This is a genomic window from Streptomyces sp. SID12488, from assembly GCF_010548275.1.
GTDB lineage: Bacteria > Actinomycetota > Actinomycetes > Streptomycetales > Streptomycetaceae > Streptomyces.
Genome location: NZ_JAAGLT010000002.1, coordinates 88,125 through 105,853, shown reverse-complemented (window position 1 = coordinate 105,853; position 17,729 = coordinate 88,125). Strand labels below are relative to the sequence as shown.

At 70.0% G+C, this 17,729-nt stretch carries 14 protein-coding genes and 2 pseudogenes; 5 read left to right on the top strand and 11 right to left on the bottom strand.

The window, feature by feature from the left end:
- Positions 1-17: 17 nt before the first annotated feature.
- Complete coding sequence (locus G3I56_RS04655) at positions 18-1,739, top strand: histidinol-phosphate transaminase (protein WP_164407368.1); 1,722 nt, start codon at positions 18-20, stop codon at positions 1,737-1,739.
- A 57-nt stretch (positions 1,740-1,796) separates the two neighbouring features.
- Here G3I56_RS04655 and G3I56_RS04650 read toward each other — a convergent pair whose 3' ends face one another.
- Complete coding sequence (locus G3I56_RS04650; RefSeq protein WP_239134708.1) at positions 1,797-3,140, bottom strand: DUF3500 domain-containing protein; 1,344 nt, start codon at positions 3,138-3,140, stop codon at positions 1,797-1,799.
- A 294-nt stretch (positions 3,141-3,434) separates the two neighbouring features.
- Here G3I56_RS04650 and G3I56_RS04645 point away from each other — a divergent pair, with 294 nt between their 5' ends.
- A complete protein-coding gene (locus G3I56_RS04645) occupies positions 3,435-4,046 on the top strand; it encodes a hypothetical protein (protein ID WP_164407366.1) in 612 nt (203 codons plus the stop codon).
- Between the two features lie 158 nt (positions 4,047-4,204).
- On the opposite strand, the pseudogene G3I56_RS04640 reads toward G3I56_RS04645, so the two are convergent.
- Both G3I56_RS04640 and G3I56_RS04635 read right to left on the bottom strand, forming a co-directional pair.
- Positions 4,205-4,576: pseudogene (locus tag G3I56_RS04640) on the bottom strand (ATP-binding protein); the annotation flags it as partial.
- A gap of 182 nt (positions 4,577-4,758) precedes the next feature.
- Positions 4,759-5,034 (bottom strand): annotated as a pseudogene (locus G3I56_RS04635) (DUF664 domain-containing protein); the annotation flags it as partial.
- 4 nt (positions 5,035-5,038) lie between these two features.
- Here G3I56_RS04635 and G3I56_RS04630 point away from each other — a divergent pair.
- Positions 5,039-5,404 (top strand): hypothetical protein, encoded by a 366-nt coding sequence (locus tag G3I56_RS04630; RefSeq protein WP_164407364.1) that lies wholly within the window; start codon positions 5,039-5,041, stop codon positions 5,402-5,404.
- Positions 5,405-5,526: 122 nt separating this feature from the next.
- Here the strand turns inward: G3I56_RS04630 and G3I56_RS04625 are convergent, their stop codons facing one another.
- The 8 genes from G3I56_RS04625 to G3I56_RS04590 form a co-directional block, all read right to left on the bottom strand.
- Positions 5,527-6,948: an aldehyde dehydrogenase family protein gene (locus tag G3I56_RS04625; RefSeq protein WP_343239876.1), complete on the bottom strand. Its 1,422-nt coding sequence runs from the start codon at positions 6,946-6,948 to the stop codon at positions 5,527-5,529.
- A 101-nt stretch (positions 6,949-7,049) separates the two neighbouring features.
- Positions 7,050-8,576 carry a carotenoid oxygenase family protein gene (locus G3I56_RS04620; RefSeq protein WP_239134706.1) on the bottom strand — a complete coding sequence of 509 codons (1,527 nt, stop codon included), beginning with the start codon at positions 8,574-8,576 and terminating at the stop codon, positions 7,050-7,052.
- A 339-nt stretch (positions 8,577-8,915) separates the two neighbouring features.
- Positions 8,916-10,241: a helix-turn-helix domain-containing protein gene (locus tag G3I56_RS04615; RefSeq protein WP_164407360.1), complete on the bottom strand. Its 1,326-nt coding sequence runs from the start codon at positions 10,239-10,241 to the stop codon at positions 8,916-8,918.
- Positions 10,242-10,661: 420 nt separating this feature from the next.
- Positions 10,662-11,843: an FAD-dependent monooxygenase gene (locus G3I56_RS04610; protein ID WP_164407358.1), complete on the bottom strand. Its 1,182-nt coding sequence runs from the start codon at positions 11,841-11,843 to the stop codon at positions 10,662-10,664.
- 25 nt (positions 11,844-11,868) lie between these two features.
- Positions 11,869-12,774: a fumarylacetoacetate hydrolase family protein gene (locus G3I56_RS04605; protein ID WP_164407356.1), complete on the bottom strand. Its 906-nt coding sequence runs from the start codon at positions 12,772-12,774 to the stop codon at positions 11,869-11,871.
- A 22-nt stretch (positions 12,775-12,796) separates the two neighbouring features.
- A complete protein-coding gene (locus G3I56_RS04600; RefSeq protein WP_164407354.1) occupies positions 12,797-13,894 on the bottom strand; it encodes a cupin domain-containing protein in 1,098 nt (365 codons plus the stop codon).
- Positions 13,895-13,993: 99 nt separating this feature from the next.
- Positions 13,994-14,887: a MarR family transcriptional regulator gene (locus G3I56_RS04595; protein WP_164407352.1), complete on the bottom strand. Its 894-nt coding sequence runs from the start codon at positions 14,885-14,887 to the stop codon at positions 13,994-13,996.
- A gap of 98 nt (positions 14,888-14,985) precedes the next feature.
- Positions 14,986-15,591, bottom strand: a complete 606-nt coding sequence (locus tag G3I56_RS04590; protein WP_164407350.1) for a hypothetical protein — start codon at positions 15,589-15,591, stop codon at positions 14,986-14,988.
- A 163-nt stretch (positions 15,592-15,754) separates the two neighbouring features.
- Between G3I56_RS04590 and G3I56_RS04585 the strand changes: the two genes are divergently transcribed.
- Together G3I56_RS04585 and G3I56_RS04580 are read left to right on the top strand one after the other, a co-directional pair.
- Positions 15,755-16,690 (top strand): hypothetical protein, encoded by a 936-nt coding sequence (locus tag G3I56_RS04585; protein WP_164407348.1) that lies wholly within the window; start codon positions 15,755-15,757, stop codon positions 16,688-16,690.
- A 121-nt stretch (positions 16,691-16,811) separates the two neighbouring features.
- A complete protein-coding gene (locus tag G3I56_RS04580; RefSeq protein WP_164407346.1) occupies positions 16,812-17,582 on the top strand; it encodes an intradiol ring-cleavage dioxygenase in 771 nt (256 codons plus the stop codon).
- The last annotated feature ends 147 nt before the right edge of the window (positions 17,583-17,729 follow it).

The following is a 17,729-nucleotide window of genomic DNA, read 5'->3' as shown; positions in this document are numbered from 1 at the left end:
CCACATACGGAGGTTCCATGGCCGACAACGTCACCTCGCTCTTTCGCAGCACGGCGGCGCACAGCCCCTCGATGGCTGCGCTCGCGCGAGAGAGCGACGGGACCGGCCCGGTCGACTTCTGCATCCCGTGCAACCCCTACTTCCCCACCCCGGCCATGATGGACACCATGTCGGCGCGACTGCGTGACATCATCACGTTCTACCCGAGCAGCGCCGACACGATCACCGCCGAGCTGTGCAATCTGCTCCAACTGCCGCCGCAGGCCGTGGCGATGGGCAACGGATCGACCGAACTGATCACGTGGATCGACCACTTGCTGGTCCGCGAATCCCTCGCCGTCCCCGTCCCCACCTTCGGCCGCTGGACCGACCAGCCCATGGAGACCGGCAAGCGGGTCGACATGTTCCCGCTCCAGGAGTCCAGCGGCTTCAACCTCGACCTCGGCCAGTACGCGGAGTTCATCCGCGCGCGTGGCACCCGCGTCGCCGTCATCTGCAACCCCAACAACCCCGACGGCGGCTTCCTGCACAAGCACGCGCTCGTGCAGTTCATGGACGCGATGGCCGACCTCGACCTGATCATCATCGACGAGTCGTTCCTGGAGTTCGCCGACGCGGAGGCCGAACCGAGCGTCGTGCAGGAGGCGATGATCCGCCCCAACGTGATCGTCCTGCGCAGCCTCGGCAAGAACTTCGGTCTGCACGGCATCCGCTTCGGCTACATGGTCGCCAACCCGTCGCTCGCGGGCCGCGTCCGCTCGATGCTCCCGAAGTGGAACCTCAACGCCTTCGCCGAGTACGTGGTGTTCATGCTCAAGGAGCACGGCCAGGAGTACATGCAGAGCCTCCACCAGGTGCGCCGTGACCGCCTCGACATGGCCAGCCAGCTCTCCTCGCTGCCCGGTCTGACGGTCTACCCGTCGCAGGGCAACTTCCTCTTCGTGCGCCTTCCCGTCGGCGCCGAGGGCACCGTGGTCCGGGACCGGATGCTCACCGAGCATCGCATCCTGATCCGTGAGTGCGGCAACAAGATCGGCTCGTCCAGTCGCTTCGTGCGTCTCGTGGTGCGCCCCCAGGTGGACGTACGTCGCCTGGTGTCCGGCCTGGAACAGGTGCTCTACGGGACCAGGAAGGGAGCCGCCGTACCGGAGCTGGCCGCATCGGCCAACTACAGCTCGGGCACGGCGGCGGTGGACCGGCTGGTCAGTGCCACCAACGGGGGCGGTATGCCGGGCCTAGCCGCTCAGGCCCTCGGTACCGGTATGCCGGGGCTCGCAGCAGCCGCGGCAGCCGGTACCGGCATGCCGACACCCATGCAGGTACCGATGCAGGCTCCCGTGCCGATGCAGATGCCCGCCGCCATGCAGATGCCGGCGGCGATGACCGCGCAGAGTTACGGCGGCGCGGGCCAGAGCTATGGCGGCGGGGCGCAGAGCTACGGCGGCGCGAACATGCAGATGCAGCAGATGCCCATGCAGCAGCAACCGCAGCAGGTCCCGCAGCCCCAGATGCAGCAGCCCCAGATGCAGATGCAGCAGCCGCCGATCCCCCAGCAGCCGCAGCCCCAGCAGATGGTTCCGCCGCAGCAGCCCACCCCCTCCGGCGTCCCGGCCCGCAACGGCCTCACGGCCGCCCAGGTCCGCGGCACCACCGGCCCGGGCCTGGCCCCGGCCCCGGCGACGGGCTGGCCCGCCGCGCAGAGCTGGCCGAACCCGGCGGGCATGGGCCAGGCGGGCTGACCACTCGCCCCGGGACCGGAGTCCCGGGGTCCTGGGTCCTGGGTCCTGGGTCCTGGGTCAGTGATCGTGCTCCAGGTGGAGTTTGAGCAGGTCGACGCCGTAGTCGCCCCCGTTGGGGGTCCTGATGATGGTGTGGATGTGCTGCTGCGTGGGCGTGCCCCCGGGCCCGCCCATGCCGCCACCGCCTCCGCCTCCACTTGAGGACGATGACTTGTTGCCGTACCCGAGCGGCGACTGGGCGTCGTACTCGATGAGTACGACGGGACTGTGCACGCGGTAGTAAAAGGCGGAGGAATCCTTGGTCTCGCCGATCCAGTAGAAGTACGTGTCGTCGAGGTGTTCCTCCACCTCGGACATCCGCACCTCGGCGTGCGCGTCGGCCATGTTGCCGACGTAGACGCGCACCAGGTCGAGCAGTTTGTCCCGCGCGGTGTCGCTGAACTCGGCGGCGGCCAGGCCCTGGTAGGCGAGCTTGAGGTTGTCCTGACCGGCGCCGGCCTTGAGGTTGTCACCGGCCTTGGTCTCCGAGGAGATGACCTTCTTGCGCTGGGCGTCGGTCAGGGCGCGCAGCGCGGTCAGCCCGGCGGTGGTCTCCTTCTTGAAGGTGGTGATCTTCTCGCCGTTGTAGGTGGCCGAGGTCGGTTCGGAGCCCATGAAGGTCGGGGTCATGACGACCTGGTCGCCGAGGACGAAGTAGTTGATGGCGACGTGATGCCCCTCGTACTGGAAGCCCCAGGGCTTGCTGGTCGAGGGCGTCCCCATGAAGGTGAAGAAGTAGGCGCCCTCGGTGAGGGTCTCCCGGCCGCCGCCGCTGTAGTCGCCGAGGAACGCGTTGAGCTTCATGATGTTGCGGGTCTGGGTGAGCCCGTCGGCGGACAGCGCGGTGCCGAGGAGCGCGTACCCGAGGTCGCGCTGCTTGTCGGTGATGTCGCCCATCCGGACGCCCTGACGTTCGTACCCGTCGACGTTGCTCCACTTCAGCCACTCGTCGTCGTCCACGTCGAACACGCAGGACTTGCGCTGGGTGCTGGAAAGCCCGTCGAGGAAGGCCTGCGCGGCCTTGACGACGGAGTCGGTGGAGACGTCGGTGGAGTGGACGGAGTAGAGCCCGTCGACGATCTTCCCGTCGGTGGTGACCCCGGTGAAGTCGGCGTACTTGACCTCACTGGCCCCGGGTCCCATCCCTCCGCCACCTCCGCCGGGCCCACCGGAGGGCATGCCGCTCGGGGGGCCACCATACGAGGAGGACGAGGACGATGACGTACTCGCCGAGTCGGAGGACCCGGAGGAGCAGCCGGTCATGGTCGCCAGGGCGGCGACTCCGCCGGTGAGCAGCGCCTTGTTCATGAACCAGCGGCGACTGAGCTCGGTTTCGGGGGTGCGGGGGCGGTGTTGTGACATGGGGCCACGGTGAGGGGCGAAGCTGAGTGAAACCTGAAGGCGACGGGGAAGCGACCGGGAGGCGGTTCGGGAGGGGACGTGGCGGCGGTCAGCGGCCCCGGACAACGACTCAGCCCGGCTCGGCTCAGTCAGCGCTCAGAACAGGGTTCCGGTTATTCTTGTCCGCGATCTTCCGAATCCCCCACAGCACCGTCGAAACGGCTGAGTGCACGCTGCCTGTCCTGCTCCGACGGTCGCCGGGTCGGGGCATGCCGGCACAACCGGGCCGCAGCGGCCCAGAATTCGAGGACCCTGATGGCGGAGGTCTCGACGGGCAATCCGTGCCCGTTTCTGCGTGCTCTGGTCGCACACGACTACCTGGACGATGGTGTGGTGCCGCTGCCCACGGCAGCCGGCACGATCGTGCGGGTCGCCGCCGCAGGCGAAGGCGACTCCGACCTGCCGGACAAGGCGGTGCGGCTGATCGCACTACTCGCCAACGGGCTCAGCCCCGCCCAACTGGTCCGTAACGCTCGGCAGGGCGTACAGCTGAACGCGCTGCGGGACGGCCCCCTGGACAAACACGGGGCGGGCTCGCGCATCCTCGATGTGAAGGCCCAGGTCAACGACAGCGAACTCGACCGGCTGGACACCTTCGCCAGCGACAAGCAACGACCCGATGGCGGCACCGAGCGCGGCCTCGACCTCGCCGAGATCACCCGCTACATGGAGGCGAACTACGAACGCGCCCGGGGCCACCGCCGACGCATCGACCGCAAACTCATGAACGGGGAGTTCCCGCAACTCCTGAGGGTGATCGGCCGCGACGGCCACCAAGGGCGTTATCTGTCCCTCGACGACGTCCGCCGCCTGTGCATCGAGCAGAAACTGCCCCAACGGATGCTGGACAGCCTCGAACAGCGCTGAGACAGCGAGCGCGGCCCGCCCGGGAACACTCTTGCCGGCGCCCTGGGCCACGGCTTCGACGCCCCGGATCAGGTGCGTGAGTGAGCAAGGCGGCGGCACGGGTGGCGCTTGACGGCGTCCTCCACCATCCGCCAGTCGGCGGTGAGGATGATCCGCCCCTACACCCGGCCGAGCCGCAGCCCCTGCCGCCTCACCAGCGACCACCACCCCGGTACGTCCACCTCGGCCCGTACCGTCTTCCCCGGTGGCTCCCGGTCCAGCACCTCCCACCGGTCCGCCACCGCGTCGACGAGAACCAGCCCGTGCCCGGACTCCGCCGGGAGCGACGGGGGCCGTACGTCCCTCGGTCCGGGCGGGCGCGAGCCGCTGCGGCTGTCGGTGACCTCGACGCGCACGCTGCCCGTGACGAGCGTGAGCCGCAGCTCGAAGTCCCGCCCCGGGACCCGCCCGTGGGTCACCGCGTTCGCGGCCAGCTCGGCGACGATCAACGCTACGGCCTCGGAGACGTCCGAGTCGTACGGGATGCCCCAGTGTGACCGTTCTCGCTAGTTGGCGAGTGAAGCGGGGTGGCTTCGCTGCTCGCACGGTTTCTGTTCATGCGGGTTGGCGGGTCTTGTTCGCGATAGCTGGCGGGAGAAGGGGCCGCTGGATCTCACGCCTGCTCTATGAATCTCCCCAACTGTTTTCGGCAGGATCAATGATGTTCTGTGCGTCAGCCCCAGTTGTGATCTCCGGTGAAGCCGTCGATGGATTCGCGCTGGATGTCCGCGTGACCCGCGTGCCGAGCGACTTCCTCGAGCATGTGAATCAGTGCCCAGCGCAGTGAAACGGTGGCGCCGTCGAAGAACGCGAATGCGGTGCCGGGGGCGTCGATGTCGAGGCTCTCGATCGCTTCGTCCGCGGCGGCCCGGGCGCGGGTGTAGAAGTCCAGGATGTCCTTGGTCCGCTCGTCAGCGGCCACGTGCCAGTCGGACGCCTCGTAGCCTTCGCAGGTGGTACTGACGGTGAATCTGGGCGATCAGCTCGCCTTCTACCTCGTGCCGGCCGACACCGCCGACGGGGTGGCCGACGCCCGACGGATCACCCTCCACGGCACCACGGACGCCGCCGACGGTCTGCGGCTGATCGGGCGGACCCTGTACGTGGCCAACCCCCAGGGCGTGGCCGAGATCAAGCTCTCATGGTCACTGACCGCCGGACAGGTCCTCGGCACGACCCAGCCGGGCGCCGCATTGCCGAGCGCGGCCAAGGCGTTCGTCTGCCGCCTCTGCGTGGTCGACGCCAACTTCGGCGAGAACTTCTCCTACGTCGGCGACCCGGCCGCCGAATTCAAGGTGACGGCCATCCCCCTTCCCTGAGTTCAAGCTAAGACAGCAGAACTCAACCCCGTACTGGACGCGGAAGAGACCGAGCCAGCCGCGCCGGCAACCCGGCACCACGCACTGCCCGGCGGCCGGGTATCCATGGGCTGCGGCAGTGTTCAGAACGGGTACCGCTCGATCTTGGCCTGCGCGGTGACCCACTGCACCTCGGTGAAGGTGTCGAGGTTGGCTCGGCCTCCGAAGCGGCCACCGGCCGCGGAGGCCTTGGCGCCGCCGAAGGGGGCCACGGCCTCGTCGTCGACGGTCTGGTCGTTGATGTGGACGGCGCCGGACTCGATGCGCTCGGCGAGTTCCAGAGCGCCGAACACATCCTGGGTGAGGATGGCGACCGACAGGCCGTACTCGGAGGAGTTGATGATCTCGATGGCCTCCTCGACGGTCTCGTAAGTGGTCACGGGGGCTACGGGGCCGAAGATCTCCTCGGTGAATGCGGGTGCGTCGTGAGGAATGCCGGCGAGGACGGTGGGCCGGTAGAACAGCCCGTCGTAGGTTCCGCCCGCGGCCAGGCGCGCGCCCTGGGACACACTGCGGGTGACGATGCCGTGGACCCTGTCACGCTGGCGTTCGTCGATGAGCGGGCCCAGGGCGTTGTCCGGGTCGGCCGGGTCGCCGACGGTGATCGCCGCGGCCTTCTCCGCGAGCTTGGCCACGTACTGCTCGGCGACGGAGGCGTGCACCAGGTGCCGTCCCGTGGTCATACAGATCTGGCCCTGGTGCAGGAACGACCCCCATGCCCCGGCCGACGCGGCCGCATCGAGGTCGGCGCCGGGCAGGACGAGGAGGGCGTTGTTCCCGCCGAGTTCCAGGTGCACCTTCTTCAGCAGGGGTCCGGCCGCCGCGCCGATCGCCCGGCCGGCGGCGGTGGAGCCGGTGAAGGAGATGCACGGCACGGCCGGGTGGGTCACCAGCGCCTCACCGACATCGGCCCCGCCGGGCAGGACGTGCAGCACTCCCTCCGGCAGGCCTGCCTCGGCCAGTAGTTCGGCGAGAGCCAGTCCGCCCGAGACCGGGGTGCGCGGGTCGGGTTTGAGGACGACGGCGTTGCCGAGGGCGAGCGCGGGCGCCACCGAGCGCATGGAGAGGATGGCGGGGAAGTTGAAGGGCGAGATGACCCCGACCACCCCGAGGGGGACCCGGCGGGCGAACGACATCCGCGGCCGGGTGCTGCGCAGCAGCTCGCCGTAGGGCTCCGCGGCGAGCGCGGCGGCCTGGAAGAGCTCGGAGACCACCAGACCGGTCTCGAAGGCGGCCTTGCCCATCCCGGACCCGGCCTCGGGAACGAGCCAGCGCACCAGCCGGGCCGGGTCGGCCTCCAGCAGAGCCCCCGCCTTGCGGAACACCTCCGCCCGCCGGTCGTAGGGCAGCCGGGCCCAGTCCCGCTGGGCCTTCGCCGCGAGCTCGGCGGCCCGGTCGACATCGGCCGGGGAGGCGGCGCCGACCGTGGCGAGCACCTTGCCGGTGGCCGGTGCGGTCACGTCGACGGTCCCGCCGTGGCCCTGAGCCCAGGTGCCGTCGAAGATCTTGCCGTCCCATGGCGGACGGGCGTGGGCGGATGGCGGTTCAACCGTCGTGGTCAAGGTGGTCTCCGGGGTTCGTGTGCGGCTCATGGGTGGTCGGGCAGTCAGTGCGCGTCGCGGAGGGCGGACACGCTCTTGTCGAGTACGGTCTGGTCGGCCCAGCTGCCGTGGAAGCCGAACGGCACGCGTACGGGCAGCCCGACCCGGGCCAAGGGCTGGGCGACGAGGTCGGACGCGTCGTGGATCAGCAGCTCGCTCAGACCCGTCTCGGGGTTCCACCACAGGGCCAGCAGATAGCCGTCGTCCTCGCCGCGCGGGTCGGTCCGGGGGACGAACACCGGCTCGCTGGGGCTGGTGAGCGGGTGCGGTCCCTCGACGACGACCGTGGAGTCCTTGAGGTAGTCGTGGCGGGCCAGGCCGTCGGTCATGGTGGCGGGGGCCAGGTCACGGGTGGTCACGAAGTAGCCGTACCGGTGCTGCCGGCCGGCGTAGCCGTCGTTGATCTTCGGGAACTCGCCGGCGATACCGGAGACGCGGCCGTCGGTGACCTTCCCGGTCTCCGTGTCGATCCGCCACTGCCAGGAATATCCCGGGGGAAACCACTCGTGGGAGCTGAGCGGAGTGAGACTGTCGGCGGGGCTGCCGATGCGGGAGATCCGGTGCATGTCGATGACGACCTCGCCACCGGTCTCGTAGGCGTTGTAGAAGTGCGTGGGCGCGAACATGCCACCGGCCTCGTACCACTTCACTTCGTGGGTGCGGCGGTCCATGAGCACGATCTGTGTGCCGTGCGGCAGCGCCGCCTCGTCCCAGACCACGCCGGGCCGGCCCTGGGCGGCCAGGTCGGGGCGGAGCAGGTTGGGCGCGACGAAGAAGATCGCGTAGTTCTCGCTCACGGCGAAGTCGTGCATGAGGACCGGGATGCCGATGTCGATGGTGTGGGAGTCGATGACCTGTCCGGTCCGGACATCGGCGCGGTACCACGTGATGACGGGGCCGGTGGCGGCGAAGAAGAGCAGGTCGCCGGTGGCCGGGTCGGTCTTGTAGTGGGCGGTGCACAGGATGTCGATGCCGCCATGGAAGTCGTAGGTGCCGTACGTCTCCAGGGTCTGCGGGTGCATCGCCGTCGGCAGACCGCCCTCGAAGTAGACGAGCAGGTGGTCGTCGAAGATGCCGACGTTGGTGTTGGCCACGTTCTTGGCGGGCGGGGCGCCCTTTGGCAGCCGCCCGGGCGTGCCGCCGTTGACGAAGCCGCTGTAGACGGCCTCGCCCTGCTCGACCTCGAACTTCATCGAGTCCGTCGCCACCCAGCCGGTACGGAAGGCTGCCTTGCCCTCCCGCAGGTAGAGCGCGGCCACCATGCCGTCGCCCTCCCACCAGTGGTAGCGGTCCATGTTGCGGGGCTGGAAACGGGGGTTGGAGGAGACCCGGAACAGGGCGCCGGCGAGATCGTCCGGGATCCGGCCCTGTACCGGGAGGTCGTAGCTGTGGCTCTCCTGCGTCCACGGGGCGAACGGGCCACGCAGCCACTTGTTGTCCGTCGGCCAGTTCTGGTCGGCACCGACGCGCTGGGCCTGCGGCGCGACGGACATCGGCGTGGTCGCGATGACGGGGACGGGCGGGGTGTTCATAAAGTCCCTTTCACGGGGAACAGGCTCTGCGAAGAGGCTCGAAGGCCACGCCGCTGCGGGTACGGCAGCTGCGTCGCGACCGGGGCGAAGGACCGGTACGCGCCGGGCCCACAGCCACCGCGCTCTGGAGTGACGAGGCAGGCCCCGGGAGTCTGCGGCTCATGCATCGCTCCGTAACCCGGTGGGCACTTCCTCGTGCCCGGCCCGGTCATCTTCCGGCGCCGCACACCGGCCGTCCTCGGTGCCGGACGACAGAATCGGGGCTCGGCTTTGTCGCCACAGCGCAGTCAGCGGCGGTACGGGGTGCGACAGCCGTGGCGAGGCCCGTGCGGTCTGCGATCAGGGAGTGATGATCCGGCTGATCTCCAGCGCCAGCCGCAGCGGCAGATGGTCCTGCGGCAGGGGCCGCCCCATCAGCTCTTCGGCACGCTTGACCCGGTAGGCGACGGTGTTGGGCGCCACGAACAGTTCCTCGGCGGCGAGGGTGCGGCTGCGGCCGTGCGCCAGATACCGACGGAGTGTCTCGCGGATCTCGGCAGCCTTGGGGCCGGGGCCGGCCAGCGGCCCCAGGACGTCGCGCATGTAGCGCTCGGCGTGCTCGGTGTCGGCGGTCAGCAGCGACAGCTCGGCGACGTCGGCGTAGGCGTATGTACCCGGGGCGCCGAGGGCCTGTGCCACCCGCTGGGTCTCCCGGGCGGCGACGTGGCTGCCTCGGAACCCCTCGTCGCCCCGGGCCGGTGGTCCCAGAGCGACGTAGACCCCGCCAGGGTAGTGGGCTGTCCTCGCCCTCGTCTCTTTACGGACCAGGGAGACGAGATCCGTCGGCGGTGGGTGTGGCCAGCTCAGCCATGCCCACAGTTCGGACGTTCCCGTCGGCAGGACGAGGGAGCGCACGGCCTGCGAGACGCCGACGAGATCAGCGGCGAGCCGGTGCAGCGGCACGGAAGCGCTCTGCCCGTCCCCCCCGGCGTCCGTCCACACAACGGCGGCCATGTGGTGGTGGCCGAGGTCGAGACCCAGGGTGTTCACCACTGTCGCCGGGTCGGCGTGGAGGCCGGCGAGAAGGTCGTCCACGAGTTTGCGGCGGGCGGCCATGAGACTGCCCGCCCAGTGCTCCCGCTCCGCCGCGTACTGCGTGGCGAACGCCGCGGTCAGTTCTTCGACGTAGGCGAAGGACAGCCGGGCGACGCGCTCGCTCTCGTCGGGCCACCGTTCCGCTTCGACGAGGAGCCTCAGAGCGGACAGCAGCCGTCCGTAGGTGTGGACGTGAGAGGTCCACACGGCCCGCAGGATACGGTCCAGCGGCACGCCCCGGTGCACCAGATCGCGATTGCCGTCGACTGCCTCGGGTGGGGCGTCGATGCGGTCGGCCGGCGTGTCGTGGAGCAGCCCCCGCAGGATCGCGATGCAGCACGCCTCCACCGATCGGCGTGTCGTCCGCAGACCCACCGGTCCATCGGCGACTTCGGGAGACTGCCGGGCGCACTTCTCGGCGGCCCCGGCAGCCGTCTCCACCGCCCAGGCCACGGGACCGGGGCCCAGGTCGGCTTCGGCCTCCGCGACCGTCGCGGGGGATGAGGCCGACGCCGGGTGGTCCGCGTCGCTGTCCGGTCGCAGTCGCAGCAGCCATTCGCCGGCGCCCGTCATGACTCTCACCTCGCTCATCTGCGGCCCATCATCCTCCCGGTCACGGCACACGGGTGCGATGTCCGTGCTCACTCATGCCGGACCGGGGCCGGGCGGGGTGCTGCCGGTTTGCTCGTAGATGTGTTCGCCGATCAGGCGGCAATCCGCGTCGTACGGCCAGAACGACGCCATGTAGTGAGTGAGCTGGTAGTACGCGTCCCGGAGATCGCCCCCGCCTTGATGCAGAAACTCGCCGAAGAGGTGCGGGAGACCGTTCTGCTCACCCGCCGCACAGGGGGCCTGGTTGTGTGCGCGGACCGCGCGGAGAGCGAGACCCGGGCGGGTGCTTCGGTGGGTTCGGGATCAGAGCCTTCTCCTACCTCGTCGAAGGGGAGGGCTGCTTGGCTCACCGCGGCCTCGGCCGCGGCCGCGGTGAGTGGCGCAGGACGTCCCCCGGTGTCAGACCGCACTGGGCAGGTACAGCCAGTCCGTATGGGTGTAGTCATCCACAGCCCGGCCGGTGAAGATGTGGTCGCGCAGGGTTTTGCCGATCCCGTCCGTGTGCCAGATCTCGCCCCAGCTGCGGGCGGTGCGCTGGACGCCGGTGGCGCGGGGCACGCGCTCCTGCTCGTAGGCGGCCAGCACCCTGCCGTAGTCGCCGCAGTGACGACCGAGCAGACGGCCCAGGGCTTCGGCGTCCTCCAGGGCCTGACAGGCACCCTGACCCAGGTACTGCAGCATGGGGTGCGCGGCATCGCCGAGCAGCGCCACCCGACCGGCGGTGAAGCGGTCGGCGGGGTCGCGGTCGTACGTCTTCCAGTGCCGGCTGCGGTCGACGAGCTGGACGCCGCGACGCACCTGGTCGCAGGTGCCGGCGAACCGTGCGTCGAGTTCGTCCGGACCGCCCCAGTCGTCCTCGCCACGGGCGAAGGCGTCGCTGCGGAACACGGCGACGGTGTTGCGGAGCTCGCCGCGACGGATGGGGTACTGGATCATGTGCAGGCCGGGACCGATCCACAGCACGACGCTGCTTCCGTCGATGTGCTCGGCGTCGTCCCCCACCGGGATGGTGCCGCGGTAGGCGGCGTAGCCGGAGCACACCAGCTCGTCCTGGACGACGAGCGGCCGGACGGCGGAGTTGAGGCCGTCGGCGCCGATCAGGAACTCTGTCTCGTACGCGCTGCCGTCGGCGCAGATGACGCGGACGGCTCCGGAGGCGGGGTCGCTGACCTCGGTGACCTCCTTGCCGTTCTCCAGCGTCACCAGGTCGCTGTCGCGGCACGCCTGGAGCAGGATGTCGAGCAGGTCGCTGCGGTGCATCACCACGTACGGCGCTCCGTAACGCTCCCGGAAGCCGGAGCCCAGGTCGAGGGCTGTCAGGTGTCTCCCGGTCACGGCGTCCATGAACACCCCGCGCTCAGGGAAGACCGCGACCTTCTCGATCTGCGGGTAGAGTCCGAGACCGGCCAGGACCCGGATGGCGTTGGGCCCGACCTGGAGGCCGGCGCCGATCTCGGAGAACGCGGGGGCGCGTTCCAGCAGCCGCACCTGCTGTCCTGCGCGGGCCGCGGCGAGGGCGGCTGCCATGCCGCCGATGCCGCCGCCGACGATGAGCAGCGGGACGCGTGTCGCGTTCGTCATGATGTCGTCCTCGTGGGCTCGTCGGTCACTTGTGGCTGGGGGCGGGCGGTGGAACGGGGCCGCGGGAGGCTCCCGAGGTGGGGCAGGGCACGGCCCCCTCGGCCGACACCGCCACCCGCAGGCGGCCGATGCGGGCGACGGTCAGTTCGACGACATCGCCGTCCTCGACGGGGGCGACGCCTGCGGGGGTGCCGGTGGTGACCACGTCACCGGGCTCCAGCACGGTGACCGTGGAGGCGTAGGACAGGAAGCGGGCGGCCGACCAGATGAGTTCGCTGGTGTTGGCCTTCTGCCTCGGTTCGCCGTTGACGGTCAGTTCCAGGTCGACGTCCTCGGGGGAGCCGAGCTCATCCGGGGTGACGAGCCACGGCCCGAGCGGGGTGAAGGTGTCGAAGGACTTGCGGGTGGAGCGGTCCTCGCCGCCCCGCATGGTGATGTCCATCAGGCCCGTGTAGCCGAAGACGTGGTCCAGTGCCTGCTCGGGCGTGACATGGCTGGCCCGGCGTCCGACGACGAGCGCGAACTCGGCTTCGTGGTCGAAGCGCCGGTCGGTGTAGGGCAGGCGCACGGTGCCCTCGGGGTCGAGGATCGAGGACGGCGACTTCAGGAAGAAGCCGAGCGAGCTGATGTGGTACGCCTCGTTCATCTCCGACTGGTGGTCGCGGTAGTTGACCGGTGCCGCGACGATCTTCGCCGGGTCGGGGACGGGGGCCAGCAGCCGTACCTGGCCGAGCGGAAGGCCGTCGCCGGGTCCGGCGGCGGACGCCGTCTGTTCCAGCAGCGGCCGGACGGCGGCGAATTCGGTGATCAGGCGGCGGGCCAGGCTGTACGGGGCCGGGGAGAGGCGCTCGGTGAGCTGGTCGGTGACGTCCAGGACGCGGTTGTCACGGACGATGCCGATGCGATCCTCGTTGAAGCGGGCGATGCGCATGGGGTCTCCCAAGGGTGAACGGTCAGCTGTCGGCGACGGTTTGGGCGTCTTCCGTGACCTCTTCGGTCCGGTACAGGGCGAGGGCTTCCAGGACGGGGGCGTCGTTGACGGTGAACAGGTCGAGGGCCTCGTGCGCGAGCACGCGCACCGCCGTCCAGGACGGGACGGCGATCAGGTCGCCGGGTTCGATGTCGTGGTGCGTGCCGTCGAGGGTGACCGTGCCCGAGCCCCGGAAGACGGCGACGAGGGACGAGCCCGTGCGCCTCACGGCGGGCGCGGTGTGGCCGGGCAGATAGCGGTCCATCTCGCAGCGCATGGTCGGCATCACGTCGCGGCCGCTGGCCGGGTCGGCGTAGCGGATGTGCGCGTGGCCGGAGCGGGCGGCCTGGGAGGCGGGTTCGGAGAGTTGGCCGGCCAGGGCGCGGTCGGTGTCGGCCCATCGGTAGCGCAGCAGCGGGGAGTGCGCGGGCGGCGGGGCGGTGGTGCCGCCGGGCAGCAGGCCAGGACCGCCTCCGAAGCGGCGCTCGGACGCGGAGTGCCCGGCCGGTGAGGTGGTGGCCGCCGCCCTGCCGTCGCCGCCTTCGAAGAACACCGCGCCCAGTCCTTCCACGAGCGGCAGGTCGAGGGCGTCGAACCAGGTCATCGACGTGTCGCCAGGGTTGTGGTGCTCGTGCCAGGTCCAGCTGGGGGTGAGGATCAGGTCTCCGGCGGACATGGCCAGCGGGTCACCGTTCACCGCGGTCCATACTCCCTCGCCCTCCAGGACGAAGCGCAGAGCGGCGGGGGTGTGGCGGTGGGCCGGCGCCGTCTCGCCCGGTCCCAGGTACTGCACCGCACCCCAGAGGGTCGAGGTGGCGTACGGCAGTCCGCCCAGGCCGGGGTTGCTCAGTGACAGCACCCGCCGGTCGCCGCCGCGGTCCACGGGCACCAGACGTCCGGCCCGCTCGCCGAGGTCGCGCAGGTCCCTGCCCCGCCAGAGGTGGGGGACGGCCGTGACGGCAGGGGTGGGGGTCAGCAGCCCGTGCAGTCGCCACAGCGGCTGGAGATCCTTTTCCGCGAGGTCGCCGTAGAGAGCGTGCAGCAGCGGATCGGCAGGTGCGTCAAAGCGTTGAGTCGTCATTTCGCGTCTCCATCTCATGTCTCCCCGGCTTGCCTCGTGGTGGTCTTCTCCCGCAGATCAGTTCGTACAGTTACTAAATGCGGAAGAAAAAGCCCGCGGCTACGGCCGGGTGATCCTCCTGAGCAGTGTGAGCAGTTCCCGGCGCTCGTCCGCGGTGAGTTCCGCGGTCAGCTCCTCCTGGACGCGCAGTACCGCGGGCGTGACGTCCCGCAGAACCTGACGTCCCTGCGGGCTGAGCGTGAGCAGCCTGCGGCGGGCGTCGCCCGGGTCGACGTCGCGCAGGACTTCACCCCGTGCGACGAGCCGCTTCACGATCTCGCCGGTGGGCGCCTTGGCCAGGGCGATACGGTCGGCCAGCGTGGTCTGGTCGATGCCCGGTTCCCGCGCCAGGCGGTAGAGCACGCCGTACTGGGGGGAGGTCGGCCTTTCGCCCACGGCGGCCGTCCAGAATTGGGTGTGTCGCTGCTGGGCCACTCGGACCAGGTGGCCGGGGATACGGGACGGATCCGCGGGCAGGCCGACGATTTCGGGCAGCTCCTGCCCAACCGGCTGACCGGTCGCCACCTCGGCGACCGTCCTCAGCAGCCGCAGAATCCGCCCGGTCCCGGCATCACCCAGCGGGGCGGTCAGTCGCAGTTGCACCTGGGCCACCCAGGGCGCACAGGCCCGCAGGGCGGTGTCGCCGGCCATGGTGAGCCGAAGGCTGTTGCGGCGCGCGTCCGCCGCGGCGCGCTCTCGTCTGATCAGCCCCGACCGTTCGAGCCGGGCCACGAGCTCGGCGCCGGTGGCCCTGTCGAGGCCGGCGGCCTCGCCCAGGGTGCGCTGGTCGATGCCCGGCCGCAGCGCCAGCCGGTGGAGCACCGCGAACTGCGGCGAGGTGCAGCCGCCGGGCACCAGCTCCTGCCACAGGCGATCGTGCACCTGCTGCGCTGTGCGCAGCAGGCTGCCCGGAGCGAAGGCCTCCTCATCGGGGACGAGCGGCCAGTCCGCCATCGCCGCACGTCCTTTCCGGTGGGACCACCGCGACCGTCGCGGCGCGGAGGATTTAGTTCGTGTCGTTACTAATATTGGCATGAAGGTTCCGCGCTCTGTCAACTCGCCGGAACGGGCCACTCGTGCGGTGGGCGGAATGCCGTACGTGGCCGGTGCCGGACGTGCACCTCGCTGCGTCGTGCGCTTACCAGGAGTTCCTGGGGCACCACAGATTCAGGATTCCCGTCCGATGTGACCAGCAGGATGCCCGCCATCGTGGGTTCGAGGTCGAACAGGCTGGTCATGCCCGCGCTCAACAGATCGGCCAGGGTCGTCCCGAGCGGCGCGATCATCACGCCGGGCAGCGCTGCACGTGGATCCTGGCCCCGGCTGATGAAGACAGGCAGGTCGCTGGATCGCAACACGCTGACCAGCCCGGCGGCTCCGTCCCGGACGACCAGGTAGCCGTGCGCCGAGTCCGGCGAAAGGGACGCGGTCAGGTCGATCAGGTCGATTACCCGCAGGTCGGTCGCGGCGAGGCGGCGCAGCAGGGTCGGCGCGTCGGGGGTGTCCGGGTGTGCGATGGCGGGGGAAGCGAAGAGCGGTTCGGCGCATCCCCGGTCACAATCCTCGCCAGGAAATTGCCGTCCGCTTCTTTCGGTCCGTCGCCATCGGCCATGCATCACCGGTCCAAGGCGACGTCCAGTCAATGGATAGCTGATCACACGATCACGATGTCGAGGCGCGGGCCGGTGCACTCCGCCCAGGGCCGTTGGGACCCGGGCGGCCGTTCAGGCGACCATGGCCGTCGTCCGGAAGCCGGAGGACCGAACATAAACCGCGTCCGCCGCGTCACAGTCCCGACAGCTTCAGCTTCGGGGAGACCTCATGCGTACGCACACCACCCGCACCACGACCCGGCGCACTCTCGTCCTCGCCCTCACCACCGCCCTGTTCGCGGTCGGTTGCGGCAGCGAGAAGGCCGGGGACATCGGAACCACAAAGCCCCGCGCCCGAGACACCTCCTCGCCGTCGGCGGGCCGCGCCCAGCAGGTCGCCGACGCCTGGGACGGTTCCAAGGCCGCCAAGGCATGGCTCAAGGGCTACTTCCCCATGGGCGACGCGGCTCAGCCGCCCGCCGGGGGCTTCCACAGCAAGGACGACAAGACGGCCTACGAGGAGCGGAGTTACGTACTGCGTGGCGAACTCCCCGCCACCGCGACCGAGGAGGGGAAGGTGCAGTGGGAGGGCGGAGGCTCCCTCACCCTCCCCCTGTTGGACGCGCGGCAGACGTACAGCGCCCTGAACCGCTACGGCAACTCCGGCGACCCTCATCTCACCGTCACCGGAGCCAAGTTGGGCGGGATGACGATAGCGACGAGCCGGGGCCCGGCGACCGTACCGGCCTGGCTGTTCACGCTGGAGGGGTACGACGAGCCGCTCAGGCGCGTCGCACTGCGCCCGTCGAAGCTCCCGAAGTCTCCGATCGGGGAGTTGGGGGAGTCACCCACCGAACTGATGCCGATCCCGCGGCTGGTAGACGTGTCCGGGGACGGGCAAACCGTGACCGTGCTGGCGAACCACGGCGCCTGCGACGACGGCCCTCGCGTGAAGGCACTGGAGACGGGCGGCAGTGTGGTGCTCACGGCGACCGTCGACGACGGGAAGCAGGATCCGGATCTGCCCTGCGCCGACATCATGCTCGAAAAGAAGGTGAGGGTCGAGCTGGACCGACCGCTGGGCGACCGGATCCTCCTGGACGCCTACATGGGACGTCCGGTGCCGTACGGCGAGGGGAACTGGGCCTCACCCAGCTGGAGTTGAGCCGCCGCCCCCGCTGTCCCAACCACCTTGTCTCACAAGCGACTTGACGCATGGTCACTTTGCCAAACACCTAGCCCGCCGACAGCGGACCGACAGCAATCTCCCCTATCTTGCTGTGTTCATGACAGAGATTTCGGAAACGCCCCCCACTGCGATCGGTCGCCGCACCGTACTGATCGCGACCGGTGCCACCGCCGCCGCCCTGGCCGTGGCCGCCGCCGTGCCCGAATCCCCGGCCCCCACCGAGGACACGACCGCTCCTGTCGCCGCCGCGGCCGTCTGCACCCTCACGAAGGAGATGACCGAAGGCCCCTACTACCTCGACGGCCAGTACGTCCGCGCCGACATCCACGAGACCAAGACCGGCATCCCCCTCAAACTCGCCCTCACCGTCGTCGACGACGACACCTGCGCGACCCTCAGCAACGCGCTCGTGGAGATCTGGCACTGCGACGCCCTCGGCGAGTATTCCGGCTTCGTCGGCAACAACGGCCACACCGAACCGGACAACGGCACCTTCCTGCGCGGCGGCGTGCTGACGAACTCCAGCGGCGTCGCCAACATCACCACCGTCTACCCCGGTTGGTACCGGGGCCGCTGTGTCCACATCCACCTCAAGGTGCACACGAACGTCACGCTCACGTCCGACGGCTCGTTCACCGGCGGCCAGGAACTCCACACCGGCCAGCTGTTCTTCAACGAGACGATCACAGCGAAGGTCGCGGCACTCTCGACGTACGCGGCCAACACGGTCACTCGTACCACCCTCGCCCAGGACTCGATCTACGACGAGGGCGGCGCCGCCTCCGGTCTCCTCACCCTTACCGCGCTGGGGAGTTCGACCTCGGCGGGGTACGCGGGGACGCTGACCGTGGGCGTGGAAAGCAGCTGACGCCGAACTCACCGGCCCAACTCGGCACAAAGGGATTGGGTGGTGCGGACACGGCCGGCCGTGTCCGCACCACCCGCACACCCACCGCCCCGCCGGGCGGCACCCGCTCGCGGGTCGCCGCCCGGCGGGGCGGGCCTACAACTCCCT